This window comes from Mycobacterium spongiae, from assembly GCF_018278905.1.
In the GTDB taxonomy this organism is placed as follows: Bacteria; Actinomycetota; Actinomycetes; order Mycobacteriales; family Mycobacteriaceae; genus Mycobacterium; species Mycobacterium spongiae.
In genome coordinates this window covers 3173910-3200376 of the sequence record NZ_CP046600.1, presented here as the reverse complement: position 1 = coordinate 3200376, position 26467 = coordinate 3173910, and the positions used below count along the sequence as shown (strand labels likewise).

Sequence of the window (26467 nt, the reverse complement as noted above, 5' to 3'; positions counted from 1 at the left end):
CGCACGCTAACTAGGCCCCAAGTGCTGGCCGAAGAACGCGAAGACGCGGCGCCACGCGTCCTCGGTCGCAGCGTCGTTGTAGCCGAATCCCGTGATGCGAAGCAGCGGCTGGCCGGGAAGTTTGTTCGCGAAGCTGTGCCCGACGCCGGGGTAGGTCTTGATATCGGTGGTGATGTTCTTCGCCGCGGTCACTTCGCGCAATTGTTTGGGTGCGCCGATCCCCAGGGGATCACGGTTGCCGAAGCTCGCCACGATCGGACACGCCCCGTCCAGTGTCTTGCTGAGCTTGCGGGGGAGCGGGGTGCCATAGAACGGCGCGGAAGCACCGAAACCCTTCGGTGACATGACCAGGGCGAACCCGCCGCCCATACAGAAGCCCGCAATCCCCACCTGGCCAGAGCATTCGGGCATGGCCAGCAGGTGGTCCCGAGCGGCCATGATGTCGTCGAGGGCACGGCCCCGCTTGGTGAGCAGCTCGCGCATGACTCGCATGACGCAGCGGGCGCGGCCCCCGCGGGCGTACATATTTGGTGTCAGCGCCACGTACCCCGCCGCGGCGATGCGGGTGGATATCAACGTGTTGTCCTGGGCGTACCCCAGTGCGTCGTGCACCACCACGATGCCCGGCCATGGCCCTTCACCCTGGGGAACGCTGACCAGCGCATCAATAGGTCCGGCGGGCGTGTCGATATCAATCGTTGTCATAGCGTCATCTAACTGCAGCCTGAAGAGCCGTGTGCGAGGAACTCGGGCATGTGCCGCGCACGTTGGCCTGACATGATAGGGCGGCTGTTTCTCATCTATGCCGTCGTCGAGCTCATGGTGCTTATCGGGCTGGCGGCGACGATCGGACTGGGCTGGACTGCCCTGGCGCTGGTGGTCACCTTCCTCATCGGAATCGTCATCGGGGCGCCCATGGGCGGATGGCAGCTCGGTCGTCAACTCGTGCGGCTGCGATCGGGCCTGCGGGAACCCGGTAGTGCGCTTAGCGACGGCGCACTGGTCGCCCTGGCTACGGGCCTGGTCCTGGTTCCCGGCCTGGTGAGTACGGCGTTGGGTGCGTTGCTGCTGGTGCCACCCCTACGGGCCGTCGCGAGACCCCGACTGACCTCGGTTGCCATGCGTGGTTTGCTGCGGGGGGTACCGGTCACGGCCGATGCGCGGGCCGCCGACCCGAACTTTGTTGATGGCGAGGTTATCGATGTGATCGATGACGTCATCGATATCGAGCCACTGACGCTGCCACAACGTGCGGTTGTCGTTGACCAGCCGCCGTGGCGCGCATCGCAGCCGGGCTGAGGGCGGCGAAGGGTCGCCCACGTAGTTTTGCGGTGTGACGCAGATGTCCACCAAGCTGCTGGTCAATGGCCGGGTGCACAGCCCCACCCACCCGGATGCCACCGCCATGGCAGTGCGCGGTCCCGTAGTCGCCTGGCTGGGTAGCGACGATGTGGGCCGCAGTCAGTTCCCGGACGCCCAGGTGGAGGATCTCGACGGCGCCTTCGTGGCGCCGGGGTTTGTGGACAGCCACATTCACCTGAGCGCGACGGGCCTGACCATCAGCGGGCTGGATCTGCGGCCCGCGAAGTCGCGGGAGCAGTGCATCCGGATGGTTGCCGACTACGCAGCCGCCCACCCCGGCCAGCCGGTGTGGGGGCACGGTTGGGATGAGTCGGCGTGGCCCGATAGCACCCCACCCAGCACCGCGGATATCGACGCGGTGCTCGGTGACCGGCCCGCCTACTTGGCCCGAGTCGATGTGCACTCCGCGCTGGCCTCGTCGGCGCTGCGCCGGCTGGCTTCCGAGTCAGCGGCGGCAACGGGCGCGACGGCGCAGCCACCGCTGGTCGCCGACGCGCACCATCAGGCTCGGGCGACCGCTCGCGACCTGCTCACCGACGCACAGCTAGCCGAAGCCCGATCCGCGGCGCTGCAGGCGGTCGCGGCGGCCGGCATCGTCGCCGTGCACGAGTGCGCCGGCCCCGACATCGGCGGGCTCGACGATTGGCTGCAGCTGCGTGCTCTCGATCGTGGCGTCGAGGTGATCGGATATTGGGGGGAAGCGGTGACGACGCCCACGCAGGCTCGTGCGCTGGTGGACGAGACAGGCGCCCGTGGGCTGGCGGGTGACCTGTTTGTCGACGGAGCCCTCGGATCGCACACTGCCTGGCTGCACCAGCCCTATGCCGACGCGCCGGACTGCTGCGGCACCTGCTACCTGGACCCCGACGCGATCGTGGCCCATGTGCGGGCCTGTACCGAGGCTGAGGTGACAGCCGGTTTCCACGTCATCGGTGACGCGGCTGCCTCCGCGGTGGTCAGCGCCTTCGAACGGGTCGTCGAAGACGTGGGTTCGGTTGCCGTCGCCCGCTGCGGGCACCGGCTTGAGCACGTGGAGATGATCACCGCGGATCAGGCCGCGAAGCTGGGGTCGTGGGGTGTCATCGCCAGCGTGCAGCCCAATTTCGATGCGCTTTGGGGCGGCGGCAACGGCATGTACGCCCGTCGCCTCGGTGTCCAGCGAGGCAGCGAACTCAACCCGCTGGCACTGTTAGCATCCCAAGGCGTGCCCCTCGCGTTCGGTTCCGACGCCCCGGTAACGGCTATCGACCCGTGGCTGGGCGTACGTGCGGCAATGGACCACCGCACTCCTCGCAGCTCCGTGTCGGCCCGGGCGGCGTTTGCGGCCGCAACCCGGGGCGGCTGGCGGGCCGGGGGTGTCCGCGACGGCAAGACCGGCACCTTGGTACCCGGCGCGCCTGCTTCCTACGCTGTGTGGGACACCGGAGCTCTTGCGGTCCATGCCCCGCGCGATGCGGTCCAGCGGTGGTCCACCGATCCGAGCTCCCGGGTGCCTGCCCTCCCACGGTTGGCCCCGACCGATCCCTTGCCGCGCTGCCGCCAAACCGTCCACCGAGGTGTGGTCCTCTATGGCTAGCCAGTGGCTCGGCCGTTGGATGCGGCGCGCCGAGGTCGACCAGATCAACCCGGACGCCGACGATCCCGACCCAGATGAGACCGGCCTCGATGCCAAAGACGAGGGGGAACCCGCGGCCAGTGTCTCCGCCGAACAAGACAACGCGGACACCGGTGACACCAGTGACACCGATGACACCGATGACACCAGTGACACCAGTGACACCGAGGCCACCGATGACATCAGTGACACCGAGGACACCGTCGAGGATGGCGCGCACTCGCCGAAACCTCACGAAGAGTCCGTTATTGCGAGCGTGGCCGCGCGGCTGGCTGGCGCCGCAGGCCAGGGACTGGCGGCGGCACGCGCTGCGGTAGTTGCGCGGCTGCCCGCCGCGAGAGCAGCGATGCAGCCGCGGCTGCCCCGCCTGGCGGTCTCCGTGGCGGGCGGTTTTCTGCTGTACACCAGCTTTCCACCGCGCAATTGGTGGTGGGCGGCAATTGTTGCTGTTGCGCTGCTGGCGTGGGTGCTGATCCACGACGACACGACGCCGGCAGGTGGCCTGGGCTACGGCTTCGTGTTCGGGCTGGCCTTCTATCTTCCGCTGTTGCCGTGGATCGGCAACTTGGTGGGCCCCGTGCCCTGGTTGGCCTTGGCAGGGACGTCGGCTTGCTTCCCCGCTCTGTTCGGCTTGTTAGCCGTCGTGGTGCGGGGACTGCCCGGATGGCCGATTTGGTTCGCGCTGGTGTGGGCTGCCCAGGAGTGGTTGAAGTCGATCATCCCGTTTGGGGGATTTCCCTGGGGTACGGTGGCCTTCGGCCAGGCCGAAGGCCCACTACTGCCGTTAGTCCAGCTTGGTGGCGTTGCCCTGTTGTCAACGGGGATCGTGCTGATCGGCTTTAGCCTCACGGCGATCGCGATGGAAATCGCGAGTTGGTGGCGAACCGGCGGCCAGGCGGACAGCAGCGCTGCCACGCCGCCGGCGGTGGTGCTGCCGGGTGTGTGCATATGCGTGGTGCTCTTTGCCGCGGTCATCGTGTGGCCCCAGGTGCGGCACGCGGGCGCGGGATCGGGCAGCGAACCCACTGTCACGGTCGCGGCTGTTCAGGGCAATGTGCCGAGGCTCGGTTTGGAATTCAATGCGCAACGGCGCGTGGTTCTGGACAACCACGTTCGGGAGACGATCCGCCTGGCCGAGGACGTTCATTCGGGCCTTGCTCCGCAGCCCCAATTCGTCATTTGGCCGGAGGACTCATCGGACATCGACCCCTTCGTCAACCCCGACGCGGGGCAACAGATCGCCGCAGCGGCCGATGCGATCGGCGCTCCAATCCTGGTAGGCACGGTGTTGGACGTTCCAGGTCGGCTCCGCGAGGTTCCGGAATACACCAATACTGTGATCGTCTGGAATCCCGGCACCGGGCCGGCCGAACGCCACGACAAGGAAATCGTTCAGCCTTTCGGTGAGTACTTACCGATGCCCTGGCTGTTCAAGCATCTGTCGGGTTATGCCGACCGCGCGGGCCACTTCGTGCCGCGCCACGGCACGGGTGTCGTGCGTATCGCCGGTGTGCCGGTCGGGGTGTCCACGTGCTGGGAAGTGATTTTCGACCGTTCGCCGCGCAAGGCCGTCCTCAACGGCGCGCAGCTACTTGCCGTGCCCAGCAACAACGCCACCTTTAACCAGACCATGAGTGAGCAGCAGCTGGCTTTCGGCAAGGTGCGGGCCGTCGAGCACGATCGATACGTCGTGGTCGCCGGAACCACCGGTGTCAGCGCGGTGATCGCGCCGGACGGCCGGGAACTCGTCCGAACCGACTTTTTTGTGCCCGGATACCTCGATAGCCAGGTGCGCCTCAAGACAGGGCTGACTCCGGCGACGCGTTGGGGTCCGATTCTGCAGTGGATCCTGGTGCTGGCGGCTGGGGCGGTCGTGCTCGTCGCGGTGCGGCAGAATGGGTGGTTCGCGCGTCCGATTCGCCGGCGGTCCAACGACGCGAGTCAGGTGCCGCAGAGCGCGCCCGAGGGCGACTTGCAGGGTGCGCAAGACGCTCCGTCCGACGGGGGCGCCACAGATTGATATCGAGTGCAACGTTGTGCAAGACAGTGACTTCGGTGCGACACAGAGGAGCTACATGACCACCGGCCAGCCTGCACCCGAGGTCCCGGGCGATCGTCGGGGCCACCGCGTCCTGGTGATCATTCCTACATATAACGAGCGGGAGAACCTGCCGCTGATCTACCGACGCGTGACGGACGCGTGTCCGGATGTGCACGTGCTGGTGGTCGATGACAACAGCCCGGACGGCACCGGCCAACTCGCTGATGAGCTGGCGACGGCCGATCCTGCGCGAACCCACGTGTTGCACCGGACAGCCAAGAACGGCCTCGGCGCGGCATATCTGGAAGGTTTCGCGTGGGGCTTGAGTCGCGAGTACTCGGTGTTTGTCGAAATGGATGCGGACGGCAGCCACGCTCCGGAACAGCTACACGGTCTGCTGGAAGCCGTCGAAGCCGGGGCCGATCTGGCTATCGGCTCGCGCTACGTGCCGGGGGGGACCGTGCGCAACTGGCCGTGGCGGCGGCTGGCGTTGTCCAAGACAGCCAACACCTATTCGCGCTTGGCACTCGGTGTTGGCGTCCATGACATCACTGCTGGCTATCGCGCCTACCGCCGCGAAGCCCTCGAAAAAATCGATCTTGGCAGCGTCGACTCCAAGGGCTACTGCTTCCAGATCGAGATGACCTGGCGCACGATCAACGCGGGGTTCATCGTGGTCGAAGTGCCGATTACCTTCACCGAGCGTGAGATCGGCGTATCAAAAATGAGTGGATCGAATATCCGCGAGGCGCTGTTCAAAGTCACCCGCTGGGGCCTTCAGGGCAGGCTTCACGGCGGACGCGCCCGCTAGATCACCCGCGGCGGCGCGACCTGATCAGGTCCAGGCGCTCCTTGAGCAGCTCTTCGAGCTCTTCGACCGAGCGGCGCTCGAGCAGCATGTCCCAATGTGTGCGCGGTGGCTTGAGCTTCTTCGGCTCGGGCAGGTCGCCCTCGATCAAGGTGCCTTCCATGCCGTTGCGGCACAGCCAGGTGCCGGGGATATCGGCGTCGTCGGCGAACGGTACCTCGAACTCTTCGCCATTCTCGGTGCGATACCGTGCGATCTGACGCGGGGCCAGGTCGTGGTTGCGATCGGTCTCATAGCTCACCGCTCCGAGGCGACTACCCCTCAGGACTCGATCAGCCATAATCGCCACTCCTTTGGATCCTGTGAGCCCCTAGGCTCGCTGCTACCGATTTCCTTCGCTTTGGCAAACGTTATCGCCCGCCGCGGAGTTCCCGGGCCACGCCCGGTTGCGCGCGACGCGACCATCTGCGACCACTCATGATACCGGGATCGTAGGCCATGGCGGACTAAAGTCAGCAGGCGTGACGCGCCGTGGGAGGCCTCAACCGTGCCGATGGTGTGGTCGAGACGTGGCCGACGCCGGGATGGGTCGTCGTCGGCAGTACTGCCGGCAGTCGTGTCGCCAACGGGCCTACGAGCAGCGCGCCATGATGACCCGCACCGAGGTTGGGGCCGTTTCGGCGGTGCCCGCTGATGCCGTGGTGCTGTCTGCCGATGACGCTGCCGATCTGTCCGATCGCGTCTATCAGGTACGGTGTGCGGCCGAGGACGTCGCGACGGCGCTTGACGAGGGAGCCGGGGCCACCGAACTGCGTGAACTGTGTGACCAGCTGATCCGCGCCGCCAGGGCCGCCGACGGCTGGCGCCGCGTGGGCGCCTAGCCGCCGCGATTGGCCCGCCGCTAGCCCGCTGGCCATCGCTAGCTACTTTGACATGCGCCTATCCGGCACAGATGGGTAGCCAGGTACAGTCGCGCCATGGGCGGCGGGCCAGGTGGATCGAGGTGGACGGGGGACCCGTGCACACCGAGAATTTCGTTCCTGGCGTCCGGCAGTTTGGCGGGTAACAGCCGTGAGTATCGGATGTTGTGAAATTCCGCCGGAGTTGGCCATACTTTCCAGCGGCATTCTTGGGTCGGAGAGCAGGGACAACGTCGGCGTTTCGGGGAGCAACTTCCGTGACGCGGTGACCGCCGCAGTCGGCAATCAACGACCAATGGCAGGTGAAGGGCAGCGGCATGGTTGATCAACTCCAGCATGCGACCGAGGCGCTGCGTACAGCGCTGGTCCAGGTCGAACGGCTCAAGCGGAAGAACCGTGTGTTGCTGGAGCGGTCGAGTGAACCGGTCGCGATCGTCGGTATGGCGTGCCGGTTTCCGGGTGGCGTGGATTCCCCGGAAAGCCTGTGGCAAATGGTGGCCGACGGGCGCGACGTGATGTCAGAGTTTCCCGCCGATCGCGGTTGGGACCTTGCGGGGCTGTTCGACTCGGATCCGGACGCGTCCCACAAGTCCTATGTGCGGCATGGGGGATTCGTCGACGACGTCGCGGGTTTCGACGCCGGGTTCTTCGGAGTGTCGCCCGCCGAAGCACTGGCGACTGATCCGCAGCACCGGATGTTGCTGGAGATGTCGTGGGAGGCGTTGGAGCGGGCCGGGATTGACCCGACCGGGTTGCGCGGCAGTGCCACCGGGGTGTTCGCCGGCATCATGACGCAGGGCTACGGCATGCTCGCCGAGGAGATCGAGGGCTATCGGTTGACCGGTATGACCTCGAGTGTCGCGACCGGCCGGGTGGCCTACGTGCTGGGTTTGGAGGGCCCGGCGGTGTCGGTGGATACCGCGTGTTCGTCGTCGTTGGTGACGGTGCACATGGCGGTGCAGTCGCTGCGCTCGGGCGAGTGCGATCTGGCCCTGGCCGGCGGAGCGACGATCAACGTGACGCCGACGATCTTCGTGGAGTTCAGCCGGCACCGCGGGCTGTCGCCCGACGGCCGGTGCAAGCCGTTCGCCGGGGCCGCCGACGGGGTCGGCTGGTCCGAGGGTGGCGGAATGGTGGTGCTGGAGCGGCTTTCGGATGCGCAGCGGTTGGGTCATCCGGTGTTGGCGGTGGTGCGTGGTACGGCGGTCAATCAAGACGGTGCCTCGAATGGGTTGACCGCGCCCAATGGTCCGTCCCAGCAGCGGGTGGTGCGGGCGGCGTTGGCCAATGCGGGGTTGACGGCCGGTGATGTGGATGTGGTCGAAGGTCACGGGACCGGGACTACGTTGGGCGATCCGATTGAGGCGCAGGCGTTGTTGGCGACCTACGGGCAAGATCGGGCCGAGCCCGGAGAGCCTTTGTGGTTGGGTTCGATCAAGTCGAATATGGGTCATACCCAGGCCGCTGCGGGGGTGGCGGGGGTGATGAAGATGGTGTTGGCGTTGCGCCATGAGGTGTTGCCGGCGACGTTGCATGTGGATGCGCCCAGTCCGCATGTGGATTGGGCGGCCGGCTCGGTGGAGTTGTTGACCGAGGCGCGGCAGTGGCCGGTGCGGGGTCGGGTGCCCGGTCGGTTGCGCCGGGCGGGGGTGTCGTCGTTTGGGATTAGTGGCACCAATGCGCATGTGATTGTTGAGGAGGCTCCGCCGGTGGGGGTGGCCGAGGCGGTTGCGTCGGTGGCGCCGGTGGTGCCGTGGGTGGTTTCGGCGAAGTCGGCGTTGGGTTTGGTGGCTCAAGCTTCGCGGTTGGCTGAGTTTGTGGGTGAGCGTGGGCAGCTTGCGGTTTCTGATGTGGGGTGGTCGTTGGCAGGGCGTTCAGTGTTTGAGCATCGGGCGGTGGTGGTTGGTGGCGATCGGGAGCAGTTGCTTGCCGGGCTGGCGGGGTTGGCCGATGACGATCTGGGTTCGGCAACGGTCCGGGGCGTTGCTGGGCCTGCCGGTAAGACGGTATTCGTCTTTCCCGGTCAAGGGTCCCAATGGCTCGGCATGGGAGTCGAATTGCTCGACACCGCGCCGGTCTTCGCGAAGGAAATCAGCGAATGCGCGGAGGCTTTCGCCGAGTTCGTGGACTGGTCGCTGACCGACGTGCTGCGGGGTGCGCCGGGAGCACCGAGCCTGGACCGTGTGGACGTGGTTCAGCCGGCGCTGTTTGCGGTGATGGTGGCGCTGGCGAAGTTGTGGCAGTCGGTCGGGGTGCGGCCAGATGCCGTGATCGGCCATTCCCAGGGCGAAATCGCGGCGGCCTATGTCGCGGGTGCTCTCTCGCTGCGTGATGCCGCCCGGGTGGTCACCCTGCGAAGCAAGTTGCTCACGGCGCTGGCCGGGCCCGGCGGCATGGTCTCCATCGCGTGCGGTGCCAAGCAAGTACGAGAGTTGTTGGCGCCCTTCGGAGATCGGATCGGCATTGCCGCAGTCAACGGTCCATCCGCCGTAGTGGTATCCGGTGACGTCGCCGCGTTGGAGGAATTGGTTGGTCGCTGCGCCGACCAGGATCTGCGCACCCGCCGGATCGAGGTCGACTATGCGTCGCACTCGGTCGAGGTTGCCGCGATACGCGAGCGACTGATCGACGTTCTGTCCGACATCGAGCCACGTTCGTCGCGCACGGCGTTTTTCTCCACGGTGACCGGAAGCCGATTGGACACAGCCGATTTGGATGCCGACTACTGGTACCGCAACATTCGCCAGACCGTGCAGTTCGATCAGGCGACGCGCAGCGCGTGCGAGCAGGGGTACAAGACGTTCATCGAATCCAGTCCGCATCCCGCGTTGATCGCGGGGATCGAGGACATCTATAACGACTGCGGCCACGGTGTAGACGGCGTCGACAGTGGGGTCGAGGCGATCGTCATTCCCACCCTTGGCCGCGAAGATGGCGGGTTGGGGCGCTTCCTCATGTCAGCCGCACAGGCGTTTGTTGCCGGCGTGGGCGTGGATTGGCGTGGTGCGGTGCCCGGTGGTCGTGCTGTCGAGCTGCCGACGTACGCCTTCCAGCGGCGACGCTTTTGGCTCTCGGGCGATGGTGCGGGGGCAGATGCTGCGGGTTTGGGTTTGGGCACCAGCGAACATGCGATGTTGGGGGCGGTGGTCGAGCTGCCGGCTTCGGGCGGGGTGGTGTTGACGGGTCGACTGTCGCCTGTGACGCAAGCCTGGTTGGCTGACCATGCGGTCGGCGGGGTGCTGGTGTTTCCGGGTGCGGGGTTCGTGGAGCTGGCCATTCGCGCTGGGGATGAAGTTGGCTGTTCGGTGCTGGACGAATTGACACTGCGAACCCCACTGATGTTGCCGTCCTCGGGTTCGGTTGCGGTGCAGGTGGTGGTGGGTGCCGCCGATGAGGACGGGTCTCGCAGTGTCTCGGTGTTTTCCCGGGCGACCGCGGATTCGGCATGGGTGTGCCACGCCGAGGGGCTGGTGAGGTCCGGATCGGTTGAGCCGAGTGCGGATCTGTCGGTGTGGCCACCAGTCGGTGCGGTCGCGGTGGACGTGGCTGATGGTTATGAGCGGTTGGCGGCGCGCGGGTACGGCTATGGCCCAGCGTTTCAGGGGCTGACCGCGCTGTGGCGCCGGGGCGATGAGCTGTTCGCCGAGGTGGCGCTGCCCGAAGCCGCCGGAGGCACCAGCGGGTTCGGCGTGCATCCGGTGCTGCTGGACGCATCACTGCATGCAGCAGTTGTGGCCGACGAAGGCCGGGCCGCCGCCGAGATGTCCGAAGTTTCCGAAGTGTCACTGCCCTTCTCGTGGCAAGGGGTGTCCCTGCATGCCGCGGGGGCGGCCGCGGTGCGAGCGCGGATCGCGCCGTCGGGTCCATCGGGGGTATCGATCGAACTGGCCGACGGGTTGGGCTTGCCGGTGTTGTCGGTGGGCGCGATGGTGGCTCGTCCCGTGACTGAGCAGCAGTTGATGGCGGCGGTATCGGGAACGAAGCCTGACCGGCTGTTCGAAGTGGTGTGGTCGGCGGCGGCCGCGGCATCGCCGGTGGACCGCGAGGCCGAGGGTGACGAGGTCGCGCCGTCATATGAGGTGTTCGAATCCGCACCGGCTGCAGGGGATCCCGTGGCAGGGGCCTATGACTGCACACTCAAAGTGTTGGCCGCGGTGCAGTCCTGGTTGACCGAACGTGACTCGGGCGTGTTGGTGGTAGCAACCCGTGGTGCTGTGGGCCTCGAGGGAGAAGACGTCACCGATTTGGCGGGGGCGGCGGTGTGGGGGTTGGCGCGTTCGGCGCAAACCGAGCACCCGGGCCGAATTGTGCTGGCCGACCTGGATCGGCCGGTCGATGACGCAGCGGTAGCCGCGATCCTGGCAGCCGGCGAGCCCCAAGTGGTCGTGCGCGGCGAGGTGGTGCATACCGCGCGGGTGCAAGGCAGCCGCGCGGTCGACGGGGTGTTGGTGCCTCCCTGCGATGTTCCCTGGCGGTTGGGTTTGAGCACCGCTGGCACCTTTGAGAATCTGCGGTTGGAGCCCATTCCCAACGCGGACGCCCCACTAGCGCCCGGTCAGGTTCGCGTTGCGGTGGCCGCTATCGGCGCCAACTTCCGCGACGTGATGATCACCCTGGGCATGATCAGCTATGACGCCATCATCGGCGGCGAAGGCGCCGGAGTCGTGGTCGAAGTCGGCCCCGGTGTTACCGAATTCGCGGTCGGCGATCCAGTGATGGGATATCTGCCCGATAGCAGCGGCTCGTTGGTCGCCGCCGACACACAGCTGCTGCTTCCGAAACCCGACGACTGGTCATATGCCGAAGCCGCCGGTGTATCGGCCGTTTTCACCACCGCGTATTACGCGTTGGCGAAGTTGGCCGAGGTGCAGCCCGGTCAGCGGGTACTGGTGCATGCCGCCACGGGTGGGGTGGGCATGGCGGCGGTGCAGCTGGCCCGTTATTGGGGGTTGGAGGTGTTCGCCACCGCCAGCCGGGGTAAGTGGGGCACGTTGCGGGCCATGGGTTTTGACGATGATCACATCGGCGATTCCCGTAGCTTGGATTTCGAGGACAAGTTCCGGGCGGTCACCGGTGGCCGTGGCGTGGATGTGGTGTTGGACTCGCTGGCCGGTGATTTCGTCGACGCCTCGCTGCGGCTGGTCGCACCCGGTGGGGTGTTCTTGGAGATGGGCAAGACCGACATCCGCGATCCCGAAGCGGTCGCCGAGCAGCACCCGAATATCCGCTACCGCGCCTTCGACATCTTCGAGCCGGGTCGTCCACGGATGCGCCAGTTCATGCTCGAACTGGCGGAGCTGATTGACGCCGGCGTATTGCGGCCGTTGCCGGTGACGACGTTTGATGTGCGGCGGGCGCCGGCGGCGTTGCGGTATTTGAGTCAGGCGCGCCATGTCGGCAAGGTCGTGATGATGATGCCCGATGTGTGGGCGGCGGGCACGGTGTTGATCACCGGCGGGACCGGGATGGCTGGTTCGGCGTTGGCGCGTCATGTGGTGGGCAGTCATGGGGTGCGTCATCTGGTGTTGGTGAGTCGGCGCGGGGTGGAGGCGCCCGGTGCGCAGGAGTTGGTGGCGGAGTTGACCGCTGCTGGTGCCCAGGTGCAGGTGGTGGCGTGTGATGCGGCTGATCGGGGCGCGTTGGCGAAGGTGATTGCGGATATTGGTGTGCAGCAGCCGTTGTCGGGGGTGATTCATGCCGCGGGGGTGCTTGATGATGCGGTGGTGACGTCGTTGACGCCGGAGCGGGTGGATGCGGTGTTGCGGGCCAAGGTGGATGCGGCGTGGAATTTGCATGAGCTGACTGCGGATCTGGATGTGTCGGCTTTTGTGATGTTTTCGTCGATGGCCGGGTTGGTGGGGGCTTCGGGTCAGGCGAATTATGCTGCGGCCAACTCGTTTTTGGATGGGCTGGCGGCGCATCGGCGTGCGCACGGGTTGCCGGCGATCTCGCTGGGTTGGGGCCTCTGGGATCAGGCCAGCGCGATGACCGGCGGACTCGACGCCGCCGGCCGGGAACGGCTCGGCCGCATTGGTGTCGCCGCGATGTCCTCGGATGAGGCCTTGGAGTTGTTCGACACCGCACTGATTGTCGACAAGCCGTTCCTCCTGCCGGCGCGCATCGACACCAACGCCCTACGAGCCAACGCTGCGGTCGTGCCGCCGATGTTCGCCGAACTCATCAGCGCTCCGACCCGGCGTCAAGTCGAGAACTCGCTGGCGGCGGCAAAATCGAAATCTGCTCTCGCACAACGCATACATGGCCTACCGGAGCAAGAGCAGCACACGGTCCTGCTGGACTTGGTGCGCTCGCACATCGCGACGGTGCTGGGCAACACCACCCCGGAGGCCATCGACCCCGACAAGGCGTTTCAGGATTTGGGCTTTGATTCGCTGACCGCCGTCGAAATGCGTAATCGACTGAAAGCCGCTACCGGACTGACGCTTTCACCCACCCTCATCTTCGACTATCCAACGCCCAATGGTCTCGCCAAATACATTCGTAGCGAACTTGCGGGTATCCCAGAGGAAATCAAGCACGTGCCGGCAGTGCGGGCCACAGGCGACGATCCGATCGCGATCGTCGGGATGGCGTGCCGCTATCCGGGTGGCGTGAATTCCCCAGAAGACCTTTGGGACATGGTGGTGCACGGCCGCGATGTGCTAACCGAATTCCCGGGCGATCGCGGCTGGGACCTCGCCGCGTTGTTCAACCCCGACCCTGACGTGCCCGGTGCGTGCTACACGCGCACCGGCGGCTTCGTCGACGATGTCGCGGACTTCGACCCGGCATTCTTCGGGGTGGGCCCGTCTGAGGCACTGGCCATGGATCCCCAACAACGGATGTTCCTGGAACTGTCGTGGGAGGCGTTGGAGCGGGTCGGGATTGACCCGACCGGGTTGCGCGGCAGTGCCACCGGGGTGTTCGCCGGCATCATGACGCAGGCCTACGGCATGCTCGCCGCCGAGCCGGTGGAAGGCTTCCGGTTGACCGGCCAGCTATCGAGTGTGGCTTCGGGCCGGGTGGCCTATGTGCTGGGTTTGGAGGGCCCGGCGGTGTCGGTGGATACCGCGTGTTCGTCGTCGTTGGTGACCGTGCACATGGCGGTGCAGTCGCTGCGCTCGGGCGAGTGCGATCTGGCCCTGGCCGGCGGTGTCACCGTCAACGCCACCCCGGATATCTTTGTGGAGTTCAGCCGGCACCGCGGGCTGTCGCCCGACGGCCGGTGCAAGGCGTTCGCCGGGGTCGCCGACGGCACTGGATTCTCCGAGGGTGGCGGAATGGTGGTGCTGGAGCGGCTTTCGGATGCGCAGCGGTTGGGTCATCCGGTGTTGGCGGTGGTGCGTGGTACGGCGGTCAATCAAGACGGTGCCTCGAATGGGTTGACCGCGCCCAATGGTCCGTCTCAGCAGCGGGTGGTGCGGGCGGCGTTGGCCAATGCGGGGTTGACGGCCGGTGATGTGGATGTGGTCGAAGGTCACGGGACCGGGACTACGTTGGGCGATCCGATTGAGGCGCAGGCGTTGTTGGCGACCTACGGGCAAGATCGGGCGGAGCCCGGAGAGCCTTTGTGGTTGGGTTCGATCAAGTCGAATATGGGTCATACCCAGGCCGCTGCGGGGGTGGCGGGGGTGATGAAGATGGTGTTGGCGTTGCGCCATGAGGTGTTGCCGGCGACGTTGCATGTGGATGTGCCCAGTCCGCATGTGGATTGGGCGGCCGGTTCGGTGGAGTTGTTGACCGAGGCGCGGCAGTGGCCGGTGCGGGGTCGGGTGCCCGGTCGGTTGCGGCGGGCGGGGGTGTCGTCGTTTGGGATTAGTGGCACCAATGCGCATGTGATTGTTGAGGAGGCTCCGCCGGTGGGGGTGGCCGAGGCGGTTGCGTCGGTGGCGCCGGTGGTGCCGTGGGTGGTTTCGGCGAAGTCGGCGTTGGGTTTGGTGGCTCAAGCTTCGCGGTTGGCTGAGTTTGTGGGTGAGCGTGGGCAGCTTGCGGTTTCTGATGTGGGGTGGTCGTTGGCGGGGCGTTCGGTGTTTGAGCATCGGGCGGTGGTGGTTGGTGGCGATCGGGAGCAGTTGCTTGCCGGGCTGGTGGGGTTGGCCGATGACGATCTGGGTTCGGCAACGGTCCGGGGCGTTGCTGGGCCTGCCGGTAAGACGGTATTCGTCTTTCCCGGTCAAGGTTCCCAATGGCTCGGCATGGGGATCGAATTACACACCGGATACCCAGCATTCGCCGAGGCCTTCGACACGGTCGTGGGCGAGTTGGACCGCCATCTGCTGCGTCCGCTGCGCGACGTCATGTGGGGCCATGATGAAAATCTCTTGAACACCACCGAATTCGCTCAGCCGGCGCTGTTCGCCGTGGAGGTGGCGCTGTTCCGCTTGTTGGAATCCTGGGGAGTGCGACCCGATTTCGTGATGGGGCACTCGGTAGGCGAATTGTCGGCGGCACACGTTGCCGGAGTCCTGTCGCTGGAAGACGCTGCAGTCCTGGTGGCCGCCCGCGGCCGATTCATGCAGGCCCTGCCGGCGGGCGGGGCGATGATCGCACTGCAGGCCACCGAAGCCGAAATCCGGCCCTTGCTAGTCGCCGACGTCGATGTGGCGGCGGTCAACGCTCCTGGCGCGGTGGTGATTTCGGGTGCCGAGCACGCGGTGACCACCATCGCAGATCAGCTCCGCGCCCAAGGACGTCGCGTCCATCAACTGGCTGTCTCGCACGCATTCCATTCCCCGCTGATGGATCCGATGATCGAGGACTTCGCGGCGGTCGCTTCGGGACTCGCCTTCGGTGCGCCGACCATCGGAATCATCTCCAACGTGACCGGGCAGCTGGCTGAGGACGATTTCGGCTCCGCGGCCTACTGGAAGCGCCACGTCCGAGAGCCCGTGCGGTTTGCCGACAGCATCGTTGCGGCGGAGTCGGCCGGTGCAACCCGCTTCATTGAGGTTGGGCCCAGTAGCGGTCTGACTGGATCAATCGACGAGACGATCCCGGACGGCGACGTCGTCACGATATCTCTGCTGCGTCAGGACCGTCCGCAGCCCGCAGCCCTGGTGAACGGAGTAGCGCAGGCCTTCGTTGCGGGTGCGAACGTGGATTGGCGTGCGGTGGTCGGGCATGCGAGCTTTGTCGACCTGCCCACGTATGCCTTCCAGCGTCGGCGGTTCTGGCTGTCCGGTGATGGTGTTACGGCCGATGCCGCCGGGTTGGGCCTTCGAGCCAGCGAGCACGCGTTGCTGGGCGCGGTGGTGGAGCTACCGGCCACGGGCGGGGTGGTGCTGACGGGTCGGTTGGTGCCGAGTGTGCAGCGGTGGTTGACCGATCACGCCGTGGGCGGCGTGGTGATCTTCCCGGGCGCTGGCTTCGTCGAGTTGGCCATTCGTGCTGGCGACGAAGTCGGTTGCCCCGTGGTCGATGAATTGACGTTGGCAGCACCGTTGGTGTTGCCGGCGGAGGGCTCGGTCGGGGTGCAGGTTGTCGTCAGCGCCCCCGACGAATCGGGCGCCCGCGCGGTGTCGGTGTATTCGCGAAGCGAGGCCGGCTCCGGTTGGGTGCTGCACGCTGAGGGAGCGCTGCGCACAGGGCCGGCTGAGTCGGCCACGGACTTGTCGGTCTGGCCGCCCGTCGGTGCGGTAGCGGTGCCGGTCGCCGACGGGTATGACCAGTTGGCCGAGCGCGGATACGGTTACGGGCCGGCGTTTCGGGGCCTGAACGCGATGTGGCGCCGCGGTGATGAGCTGTTCGCCGAGGTAGCGCTGCCGGCAGACGCGGGCGTATCGGTCGACGGCTTCGGGGTTCATCCGGTCCTGCTGGATGCGGCCTTGCACGCGGTGATCTTGGCCGTAGATGGCCCTGACACCATGGGCGGCGTCGACGTGGCCGAAGGCTCGGTGCTGGTTCCGTTTTCCTGGCAGGGCGTGTCGTTGCACGCCGCCGGGGCGTCGGCGGTACGGGCACGGATCGCCCCAGCGGGTCCGTCGGCCGTGTCGGTCGAGCTGGCCGACGGTCTGGGGCTACCGGTGCTGTCGATTGCATCGATGCTCGCACGGCCGGTGACCGATCAGCAGTTGCGAGCGGCGGTGTCCGGCGCGGGTCCAGACCGGCTTTTCGAGGTCGCCTGGTCAGCGCAGCCGGCCGCAGACGTGGATCCGGTGCCTGTGCACGGTTGGGGGACGGCCGAGGTGGACGTCAATGATGCCAATGAGGCCGCTGCCTCGACTGTCTTGTTCGAATCCGCGCCCGGTGACCTGGTGCCCGGTGACCTGCTGACCGGGGTCTATGCGGCCACGCGCTCAGTGCTGGAGGTCCTGCAGTCGTGGCTCGGCGGCGACAAGGCAGGGGTGTTGGTCGTGGCGACCCGGGGCGCGGTCGCGCTGCCCGGGGAGGACGTCACTGATCTGGCCGGCGCGGCGGTGTGGGGGTTGGTCCGGTCGGCGCAGAACGAGCATCCCGACAGGATCGTGCTGGTCGATTCCGATGCGGCTCTTGATGATGCGGCCGTAGCGGCGGTCCTGGCCGCCGGCGAGCCCCAGGTGTTGTGGCGGGGCGGGCAGGTGTACACCGCGCGCGTTCACGGCAGCCGCTCGGTTGCGGGCCTCTTGGCACCGCCGGGCGACGGTCCGTGGCGGTTGGGCATGAGCAGCCCCGGCACGTTTGAGAACTTGAGGCTCGAGACCATTCCCGACGCTGACGCGCCACTGGGGCCAGGGCAAGTTCGGGTTGCATTATCGGCGATTGCCGCCAACTTCCGCGACGTCATGATTGCGCTGGGTCTCTACCCTGACCCCGGTGCCGTCATGGGCGTGGAGGCGTCCGGTGTTGTCATCGAAACGGCCAGCGCAGGTTCCGCGGGGGAGCGGCGTTTCTCGGTGGGTGATCGGGTGATGGGCCTGTTCCCCGAAGGCACCGGAACGATCGCGATCACCGACGAGCGATTGCTGGTCACGGTGCCAGCGGGATGGTCGCCCGCCGCAGCCGCCACGACGTCAGTGGGTTTTGCCACCGCGTATTACGCGTTGTCGCAGTTGGCTGAGGTGCGGCCGGGTCAGCGGGTGCTGGTGCATGCCGCCACGGGTGGGGTGGGCATGGCGGCGGTGCAGCTGGCCCGTTATTGGGGGTTGGAGGTGTTCGCCACCGCCAGCCGGGGTAAGTGGGGCACGTTGCGGGCCATGGGTTTTGACGATGATCACATCGGCGATTCCCGTAGCTTGGATTTCGAGGACAAGTTCCGGGCGGTCACTGGTGGCCGTGGCGTGGATGTGGTGTTGGACTCGCTGTCGGGTGATTTCGTCGACGCCTCGCTGCGGCTGGTCGCGCCGGGCGGGGTGTTCTTGGAGATGGGCAAGACCGACATCCGAGACCCCGGCGAGGTCGCCGAAGAGCACGCGCAAGTCCGCTACCGAGCCTTCGACCTCTTCGAGGCGGGACCAGAACGTATTCAGCAGATTCTGGCCGAGTTGGCCGCGATGTTCGGCGGAAAGTTGTTGCGCCCCTTGCCGGTGACGACGTTTGATGTGCGGCGGGCGCCGGCGGCGTTGCGGTATTTGAGTCAGGCGCGCCATGTCGGCAAGGTCGTGATGATGATGCCCGATGTGTGGGCGGCGGGCACGGTGTTGATCACCGGCGGGACCGGGATGGCTGGTTCGGCGTTGGCGCGTCATGTGGTGGGCAGTCATGGGGTGCGTCATCTGGTGTTGGTGAGTCGGCGCGGGGTGGAGGCGCCCGGTGCGCAGGAGTTGGTGGCGGAGTTGACCGCTGCTGGTGCCGAGGTGCAGGTGGTGGCGTGTGATGCGGCTGATAGGGGCGCGTTGGCGAAGGTGATTGCGGATATTGGTGTGCAGCAGCCGTTGTCGGGGGTGATTCATGCCGCGGGGGTGCTTGATGATGCGGTGGTGACGTCGTTGACGCCGGAGCGGGTGGATGCGGTGTTGCGGGCCAAGGTGGATGCGGCGTGGAATTTGCATGAGCTGACTGCGGATCTGGATGTGTCGGCTTTTGTGATGTTTTCGTCGATGGCCGGGTTGGTGGGGGCTTCGGGTCAGGCGAATTATGCTGCGGCCAACTCGTTTTTGGATGGGCTGGCGGCGCATCGGCGTGCGCACGGGTTGCCGGCGATCTCGCTAGGTTGGGGCCTCTGGGATCAGGCCAGCGCGATGACGGGCGCACTAGCGGCCGCGCATCGGGCACGGTTCGGTCGCGACGGTGTCGTGGCGATGTCCTCGGATGAGGCCTTGGAGTTGTTCGACACCGCGCTGATTGTCGACGACCCGTTCATGCTGCCCGCCCGCATTGACCTGAATGCTCTACGGGCCAAATTCGACGGGGGCACGTTGCCGCCGATGTTCGTTGAGCTGATCAACGCGCGCACCCGGCGCCAAGTCGCCGATTCCCTAGCCGCTGAAAAGTCGAAATCGGCGCTGCTGCAGCGTCTCGAAGGGCTTTCCGAGGACGAGCAGCATGGCGTCGTGCTGGACTTGGTGCGCTCGCACATCGCGACCGTGCTGGGCAACACCACCCCGGAGGCCATCGACCCCGACAAGGCGTTTCAGGAGTTGGGCTTTGATTCGCTGACCGCCGTCGAAATGCGTAACCGACTGAAAGCCGCTACCGGACTATCACTTTCGCCCACCCTCATCTTCGACTACCCGAACTCCGCTGCGCTGGCCGGTTACATGTGCCGAGAACTCGTGGGGACCACTCAGGACGACACGCCGGCGGCCGCTCCGGGCGAGGCGGAAATCCAGCGCGTCGTGGCGTCGATACCGGTAAAGCGTCTTCGGCAAGCGGGAGTGTTGGATCTGTTGCTCACCCTGGCCAATGGCGCCGAGGGCACGGGCGAATCGGCAACATCGAACGAGACCACCGAAGACGCTATCGCGGGAATGGATCTGGACGACTTGGTCAACGCTGCCTTGACGAACAACGATGAGTAACCGCACGCGGTCCGAGGGTCCTTCGTGAAGATCGCTGTCACCGGAGCCAGCGGAATGCTCGGTCGCGGCATCGTCAGCAGGTTGCTCAGCCAGGGCCACGACGTGGTCGGCCTGGCCCAACACCGGCCTGAAAGCTGGCTGAGTGCAGCTGATTTCGTCACGGGCGACATCCGCGATGTCGCCGCCGTTCGCCGTGCGGTCACCGGCGCCGATGTTGTCGCGCACTTCGCTTGGGCCACAAACCCAGGCGCTGACGACCACACCCTCGACGAGGTCAACGTCGGCGGCACCGCGAACGTCCTCGAGGCGATGGCAGCAACCGGGTGCCGGCGCATCGTGTTCGCCTCATCACCACACCGTTACGGGCACCAGCCGGCCGGCGGACCACCGGTGACCGAGCGCGACGAGATGACTGCGACGTCCGGGCACGGCCGCCACAGTGCCCGCGTTGAGGAAATGCTCGCCGCATCTGGGGTCGAATGGGTCGCGATCCGTTGCGCGCTCGTGATCGGCCGCGGCGTCGACAACTGGGTGCGCAGAGTTCTGGCTTCCCCCGCGTTTCCGAGTATCGGTGGGTCTGCCGATCGCCCTTTGCAGGTGGTCCATAGCGACGACGCCCTTCGGGTATTCACCCGGGCGATCCATGACACCGGCATCGGCGGCCCGGTCAATCTCGCAGCTCCGGGCGAGCTGACTTTGCGTGAAGTTGCCGCAGCACTAGGGCGACCGGTTGTGCCGATGCGCCGGGGGTTGATCGCCCGACGGCTAGGGGTCGAACTGCAGGTGTTGTCGAGCGCGCCAATGATGGATACCTCGCGGCTGCGAAGCGAGTGGGGATTCATCCCCGCCTGGAATGCCGACGAGTGTCTTGACGACTTCGCCCTGGCGGTGCGGGGCCGCGTCGCTGTCGGTAAGCGCTTGACGTTGCTGCCCTGGCGGCTGGCCAATGTTGCGGACATTCCCGCCGTCGATACCCCGGCCCCGGACGGAGTGATTCCCAGCCTGGCCGGTCCACCGGATGCCAACGGCGAGTTCGACACCCCGATCGACGCTCGCTTTCCGACATTTCTCGCCACCAATTTGTCGGAGGCGTTGCCGGGACCGTTTTCGCCGTCGTCAGCGTCGGTGACGGTGCGCGGGCTGCGTGCGGGCGGGGTGATCATCGCCGACCGGCTACGACCGGGCGGGTTGATTCAGCGCGAGATTGCGCTGCGAACCGTCGCCGTGTTCGGGCACCGCTTGTATGGGGCCGTTACGGCCGCGCACTTCATGGCCGAGACGGTTCCGTTCGCCAAACCGTCGACGATAGTCAGCAACAGCGGATTCTTCGGCCCCAGTATGGGTTCCTTGCCGATCTTCGGTGACCAGCGTCCCCCGCCCGTGTCCGGACGTTTCACGAGGCCGCTGCGCATCCTTCGCAACATCGGGATCAACGGAGTCAACCTCGTGGGCGGCAGCGCCGGCTTGGGCCGCGACACCGGTGACTTCATTGCCGATGTTGATCGCTTGGAACATCTTGCGGGCGACGATGCCACGCACTTGAGCGATCGTCGGCTCCTCAGTCTGATTCTGCTGGCGCGCGATCATGTCGTGCACGGCTGGGTACTGGCGTCGGCGTCATTCATGCTGTGCGCCGCGTTCAACGTGTTGTTGCGTGGATTGTGCGGGCGGGACACCGCGCCGGCGGCTGGACCGGAGCTAGTGAGCGCGCGATCGGTCGAGGCGATCCAGCGGCTGGTCGCCGCCGCACGGCGCGACCCCGCGGTGATTCGTCTGCTGGCGGAGCCCGGGGAGCACCTCGACAAGCTTGCTGTCGAGGCACCGGAGTTTCATTCCGCGGTACTGGCCGAGCTGAACCTGATCGGGCACCGTGGTCCGGCGGAGGTAGAGATGGCATCGACCAGCTATGCCGACGCCCCCGAGCTACTGGTTCGGATGGTTGCCAAGACGCTGAGCGCCCCTCCTACGCCCGAACCGCAGCCGCCCGTGATTCCGTTGCGGGCCAAGCCCGTTGCACGGCTGGCGAAGCGCCAGCTCCGCGACCGTGAGGTGCGCCGCGACAAGATGGTGCGCGCCATCTGGGTGCTGCGTCGATTGCTGCGGGAGTACGGGCGCCGGCTGACCGAGTCCGGAGTCTTCGATCGCCCCGATGACGTGTTCTATCTCTTGGTCGACGAGCTTGATGCACTGCCGGCCGACGTTTCGGTGCTGGTGGCTCGGCGCCGAGCCGAACAGCTCCGGTTGGCGGCTGTCGTTCCGCCTGCGGTATTCAGCGGGAGGTGGGAGCCGTCCACCGCGTCGTCGGCGGCGCTGGCCGCCGGGGACACCCTGCGCGGCGTCGGCGTGTGCGGTGCACGCGTCCGTGGCCGGGTGCGGATCGTGCGTCCCGAGACCATCGATGACTTGCAGCCCGGCGAGATCCTGGTCGCCGAGGTCACCGATGTCGGCTATACCGCCGCCTTCTGCTACGCAGCCGCCGTCGTGACCGAGCTCGGTGGGCCGATGTCCCATGCCGCCGTGGTTGCCCGGGAGTTCGGATTCCCGTGTGTGGTGGACGTCCAAGGAGCTACCCGGTTTCTGCGGCAGGGATCTCTGGTGGAGGTTGACGGGACTACCGGGGTGATTCAGGTGCTCGAACTTCGTAACGACGATTCGCCACGGCTTGGCGCGAGCGATCACAGTCACTGAAATCACTTGTGCCACTGTGGTTTCAGCCGCCTCGCGGGACCGATTCCTGTCTGCGGGGTGCGATAGCATTCGAACATGCTTTCGAGTAGTCGTGAGGAGATAATCGAGGTCTTTGATGCGCTCTATGCCGACCTGGATCGCGCATCCGCGTTGTCGTTTGATGCGCTGACTAGTTCAGAACGGTTGGCGTTGTTGGAACGCGTGGAGACTGTTCGCCGCCGACTGCCGGCCATCGAGCATGGGTTGATCAATCAGATCGGGGAGCAGGCGGGCGAGACGGAGCTCGGCGGCAGGCTGCCCAGGGTATTGGCCGATCGGCTGCACATCACCCGCGGCGAGGCTGGTCGGCGGGTGGCCGCGGCAGCCGAGCTCGGACAGCGGCGCGCCCTGACCGGCCAACCACTGCCGCCGGTGTTGACCGCGACCGCCCAAGCCCAGCGCGACGGGCGTCTCGGTGATGGCCACGTTCGGGTTATCCGGGAGTTCCTGCGACGGCTGCCGGTCAGCGTGGATATGGAGACCCGGGAGCACGCCGAAGCCCATCTGGCCGAGCTGGCCACCCAGTTTCGCCCCGACGAGGTGGCCAAGCTGGCCCAGCGGCTGATGGACTACCTCCACCCCGATGGCTACTACAGCGACGAAGATCGGGCCCGCCGGCGCGGGCTGACGTTGGGCAAACAAGACATCGACGGGATGTCGAAGCTGACCGGCTGGCTGACACCGGAAACCCGCGCCACCCTGGAAGCGGTCCTGGCCAAACTGGCCACACCGGGGATGTGTGATCCCGAGGACGACGCGCCGGTGGTCGACGGCGCGGCCGGTGAGCAGGCGATCCAGCATGACACCCGCAGCAGTGCCCAACGCCAGCACGACGGGCTCAAGGCTGCGCTACGCGCGGTGCTGGCCAGCGGAGAATTGGGCAAGCACAATGGGCTACCCGCGACCATCATCGTGTCCACCACATTGGAGGACCTGGAATCGGGCGCGGGTAAGGCGCTTACCGGTGGGGGCAGCCTGCTGCCGATGTCCGACGTAATCCGCCTGTCCCGCCATGCTCACCACTACCTCGCCATCTTCGACCAGGGCAAAGCTATCGGGCTGTACCACGCGAAGCGCCTGGCGTCACCCGGGCAGCGAATCGTGCTGTACGCCAAAGACCGTGGTTGTACCCGTCCCGGGTGTGATGTGTCCGGGTACCAATGCGAGGTGCACCACCTCACGCCCTACGCGACCTGCGGAATCACCGACGTCAACGACCTGACGTTCGCCTGCGGCCAGGACCACCCGCTGGCCGAAAGGGGCTGGAACACGCGAAAACGTGCCAACGGCGACACCGAGTGGATCCCACCCCCGCACCTGGATCACGGCCAACCCCGCACCAATGGCTACCACCATCCAGAGAGGCTACTCGCGAGCGACGAACGTGCCGGACCGTAGGACACTCTGCTCGGGATTCGATGCTAGGGCAACCCATTCAGCCCGTTTGCGCCGAGGATCAATCCGCCGGCCCCGCATTTCCCTTGCCTTACTCACCGCTCGGCTGTGACCACCGGCCGTTTTCCGGGTCAGGCCCATACCCGATAGCTACGGCGACGCAAAACCAAACGACCTGCGACGCGCCGTGCGCGCGTCGCCGTCGATCGTCAGCGCGCAGATACAGTGTGCCCTGCACGCACAATTGCCCTGGGCACCAGACGAGGAATGTTGTGATTGATTGTTGAGCGGGCGAACCGGTCTATATGAGTGCGGCGTTTGATGTCGACGCCCCACCAATTCCTAGCGCTCCTTGTGGTAGTTCCCCGGCTAGCAGCAAGGAATGGCGGTGAGAAAATACTCGGTTGATGGGATGTCGCGCCGCCAGTTTCTGGCCAAGGCCGCCGCCTGCGGTGCCGCTTCTCAATTGTCGTGGGCCGGGCCGGTGATCGAGAAGGCCTACGCGGCTGGTCCGTGTGGGGGCCATTTGACCGACATTGAGCACTTCGTGCTCTTGATGCAAGAGAACCGTTCCTTCGATCACTACTTCGGCACGCTTTCCGATGTCGATGGCTTTGATTCCGGGTCACCGCTATTCGCGCAAGCAGGCTGGAATCCGGAGACGCAGTCCGTGGATCCCAGCGGCATTACTCTGCCTTACCGCCTGGACACCACCCGAGGGCCTCTCGTCAACGGCAACTGCATCAACGACCCCGAGCACTCCTGGATCGCGCAACACAACTCGTGGAACAACGGCGCCAACGACAACTGGCTGCCAGCGCGCGTGGGAACCCTTCCAGACGCCAACGTTCCCATCGTCATGGGCTTTTATCAGCGGCGAGATCTCCCCGTCCACCACATGCTGGCCGACACGTTCACAATCTGCGATAGCTATCACTGTTCGCTGCTCGCGGGCACGCTTCCCAATCGGCTGTATTGGGTGAGTGCCACCAACGACCCCGAAGGCACTCAAGGTGGGCCGCAACTAATCAACCCTGACATCCCTCGGATTCAGCGGTTCCGATGGACCACGATGGCGGAGAATCTGAGCGCCGGCGGCGTCAGTTGGAAATTGTACGAGTCAAAATTTCTCGGGCCGCTCATCGACTCGCTCGCGGGCTACGGCGCGATTATCTCTGACTTCCAGCAGGCGGGGGACCCGAGGTCGGAGTTGGCACGCCGCGGCGTTGCGCCGACATATCCTGGCAACTTCATCGCCGACGTCATGGCCAACAAACTACCGCAGGTGTCGTGGCTCGTTCCGAACTTCTTGCGGTCTGAACATCCGGCATTCCCAGCGGCTTCCGGCGCCGTCGCGATAGTGGATGCGTTAAGGATTTTGTTGTCCAATCCTGCGGTGTGGGAAAAAACCGCGCTGATCGTCAGCTATGACGAAAACGGTGGGTTCTTCGATCACGTCATACCGCCTACAGCGCCTCCTGGAACGCCCGGCGAATTCGTCACTGTGCCCGACATCAATTCGGTGCCCGGATCTGGCGGTATACGAGGGCCGAACGGTCTGGGCTTCCGGGTGCCGTGCATCGTCATTTCGCCGTACAGTCGCGGGCCGCTCGTGGTCCATGACACGTTCGACCACACCTCTCAGTTGCGGTTGCTGGAAACGCGGTTCGGCGTGCCGGTTCCCAATCTGACGGCCTGGCGCAGAAGCGTGACGGGCGATATGACGTCGACATTCAATTTCGCTGTCCCGCCCAACCCGTCGCCACCCAGCTTGATCCCGCCTCGGCTCGACGCCATCCCGAAACTGCCGCAATGTGCTGGCAGTGTTGCGCTGGGGTACGAAGGCTTTGCTCGTCCCTACCGGGTGCCCTTCCCGCAATCGCTGCCGACGCAGGAAACCACGCCTACCCGCGGGATTCCGAGCGGGATGTGCTAGTTCCACAGGCGCGATCGCTTTAGCAGCTGAACGCCTCGCCGACGGCGTCGGGCGGGGGCACCGATTTCAGGCAGCCGAACGGCTCGATGCCGGCGCTGCTGAAGCGGACCGCCGACTGATGGGCGTAGTTCACACAGAATAGGCCCGCTTGATCGGCGCGGCAGCGGTAATCATCGATCGACAGCGTGTCCCCGTTTGCCAGCGCCGGCCCGTTGCCGTGCACGAACGGGCCTGGGTCGGCGCGGGCGGACCCGACTTCGAGCTTGGTGCCGTCGAAGTCGACCCAGCCGCCCTTCCATTCGCCATAGGCCGTTTCGGGGCGGGGCGGGGGGTTCTTCAACTGGACCAGGCAGGCCAGCTCGTCGCCGGTGCGTTCAACGTCCGTCGTGCACGCCACCGCGCCGTCCTGGGTGCTGAACGCGATGTCATCGCCGAGCTCCGTGGCAACGCCATCGCGGGTGACCGTCCGATACTGTGCGGGATCCGCGGGTCGACCTGCCTCGATCCAGGAAATAACGTCAGCGATCGCCGTCCCAGCCTCCGGTGCCGACGACGGCGCTGGCCGGCGGCTCTGCGACGGGGCGCCGGCCGATGCCGAGGAACTGGGCGTACTGGCCGGCGATTGCTCCGAGTCGCCCCCGCCTGAGCTCGAGCACCCCGCGAGCAACAGCGACACGGCGAGCAACCCAGCGATCCGCATCACGCCAGGCTAGCCGCTAGGCATTAGA

The 26467-nt window shown here is 66.1% G+C and carries 10 protein-coding genes and 2 pseudogenes; 9 read left to right on the top strand and 3 right to left on the bottom strand.

Translation table 11 applies throughout. The features are described from left to right. Positions 1 to 6: 6 nt before the first annotated feature. Positions 7 to 705: a dienelactone hydrolase family protein gene (locus tag F6B93_RS12965; protein WP_211695468.1), complete on the bottom strand. Its 699-nt coding sequence runs from the start codon at positions 703 to 705 to the stop codon at positions 7 to 9. Positions 706 to 777: 72 nt separating this feature from the next. Between F6B93_RS12965 and F6B93_RS12960 the strand changes: the two genes are divergently transcribed. From F6B93_RS12960 to F6B93_RS23750, 4 genes and pseudogenes are all read left to right on the top strand, one after another. After that, complete coding sequence (locus F6B93_RS12960) at positions 778 to 1299, top strand: FxsA family protein (protein WP_211695467.1); 522 nt, start codon at positions 778 to 780, stop codon at positions 1297 to 1299. 43 nt (positions 1300 to 1342) lie between these two features. Beyond that, a complete protein-coding gene (locus tag F6B93_RS12955; protein ID WP_425518547.1) occupies positions 1343 to 2938 on the top strand; it encodes an amidohydrolase in 1596 nt (531 codons plus the stop codon). Positions 2939 to 3323: 385 nt separating this feature from the next. Further along, positions 3324 to 4898, top strand: a pseudogene (gene lnt / locus F6B93_RS23755) (apolipoprotein N-acyltransferase); the annotation flags it as partial. 124 nt (positions 4899 to 5022) lie between these two features. Next, positions 5023 to 5829 (top strand): annotated as a pseudogene (locus tag F6B93_RS23750) (polyprenol monophosphomannose synthase); the annotation flags it as partial. A 1-nt stretch (position 5830) separates the two neighbouring features. Here F6B93_RS23750 and rbpA read toward each other — a convergent pair. Further along, positions 5831 to 6166, bottom strand: a complete 336-nt coding sequence (gene rbpA / locus F6B93_RS12940) for an RNA polymerase-binding protein RbpA (protein ID WP_211699453.1) — start codon at positions 6164 to 6166, stop codon at positions 5831 to 5833. A 181-nt stretch (positions 6167 to 6347) separates the two neighbouring features. On the opposite strand from rbpA, the gene F6B93_RS12935 reads away from it, so the two are divergent. From F6B93_RS12935 to F6B93_RS12915, 5 genes are all read left to right on the top strand, one after another. Continuing rightward, entirely contained in the window at positions 6348 to 6707 is a 360-nt protein-coding gene (locus F6B93_RS12935) for a hypothetical protein (protein ID WP_211695464.1), read from the top strand. A 356-nt stretch (positions 6708 to 7063) separates the two neighbouring features. Further along, entirely contained in the window at positions 7064 to 19681 is a 12618-nt protein-coding gene (locus tag F6B93_RS12930) for a type I polyketide synthase (protein ID WP_211695463.1), read from the top strand. 24 nt (positions 19682 to 19705) lie between these two features. Then, complete coding sequence (locus tag F6B93_RS12925; RefSeq protein WP_211695462.1) at positions 19706 to 22369, top strand: sugar epimerase family protein; 2664 nt, start codon at positions 19706 to 19708, stop codon at positions 22367 to 22369. A gap of 75 nt (positions 22370 to 22444) precedes the next feature. Beyond that, positions 22445 to 23806 carry an HNH endonuclease signature motif containing protein gene (locus F6B93_RS12920; protein WP_211695461.1) on the top strand — a complete coding sequence of 454 codons (1362 nt, stop codon included), beginning with the start codon at positions 22445 to 22447 and terminating at the stop codon, positions 23804 to 23806. A gap of 379 nt (positions 23807 to 24185) precedes the next feature. Beyond that, positions 24186 to 25739: a phospholipase C gene (locus tag F6B93_RS12915; RefSeq protein ID WP_211695460.1), complete on the top strand. Its 1554-nt coding sequence runs from the start codon at positions 24186 to 24188 to the stop codon at positions 25737 to 25739. A gap of 19 nt (positions 25740 to 25758) precedes the next feature. On the opposite strand, the gene F6B93_RS12910 is transcribed toward F6B93_RS12915, so the two are convergent. Next, complete coding sequence (locus F6B93_RS12910; RefSeq protein ID WP_211695459.1) at positions 25759 to 26439, bottom strand: hypothetical protein; 681 nt, start codon at positions 26437 to 26439, stop codon at positions 25759 to 25761. Positions 26440 to 26467: the final 28 nt, after the last annotated feature.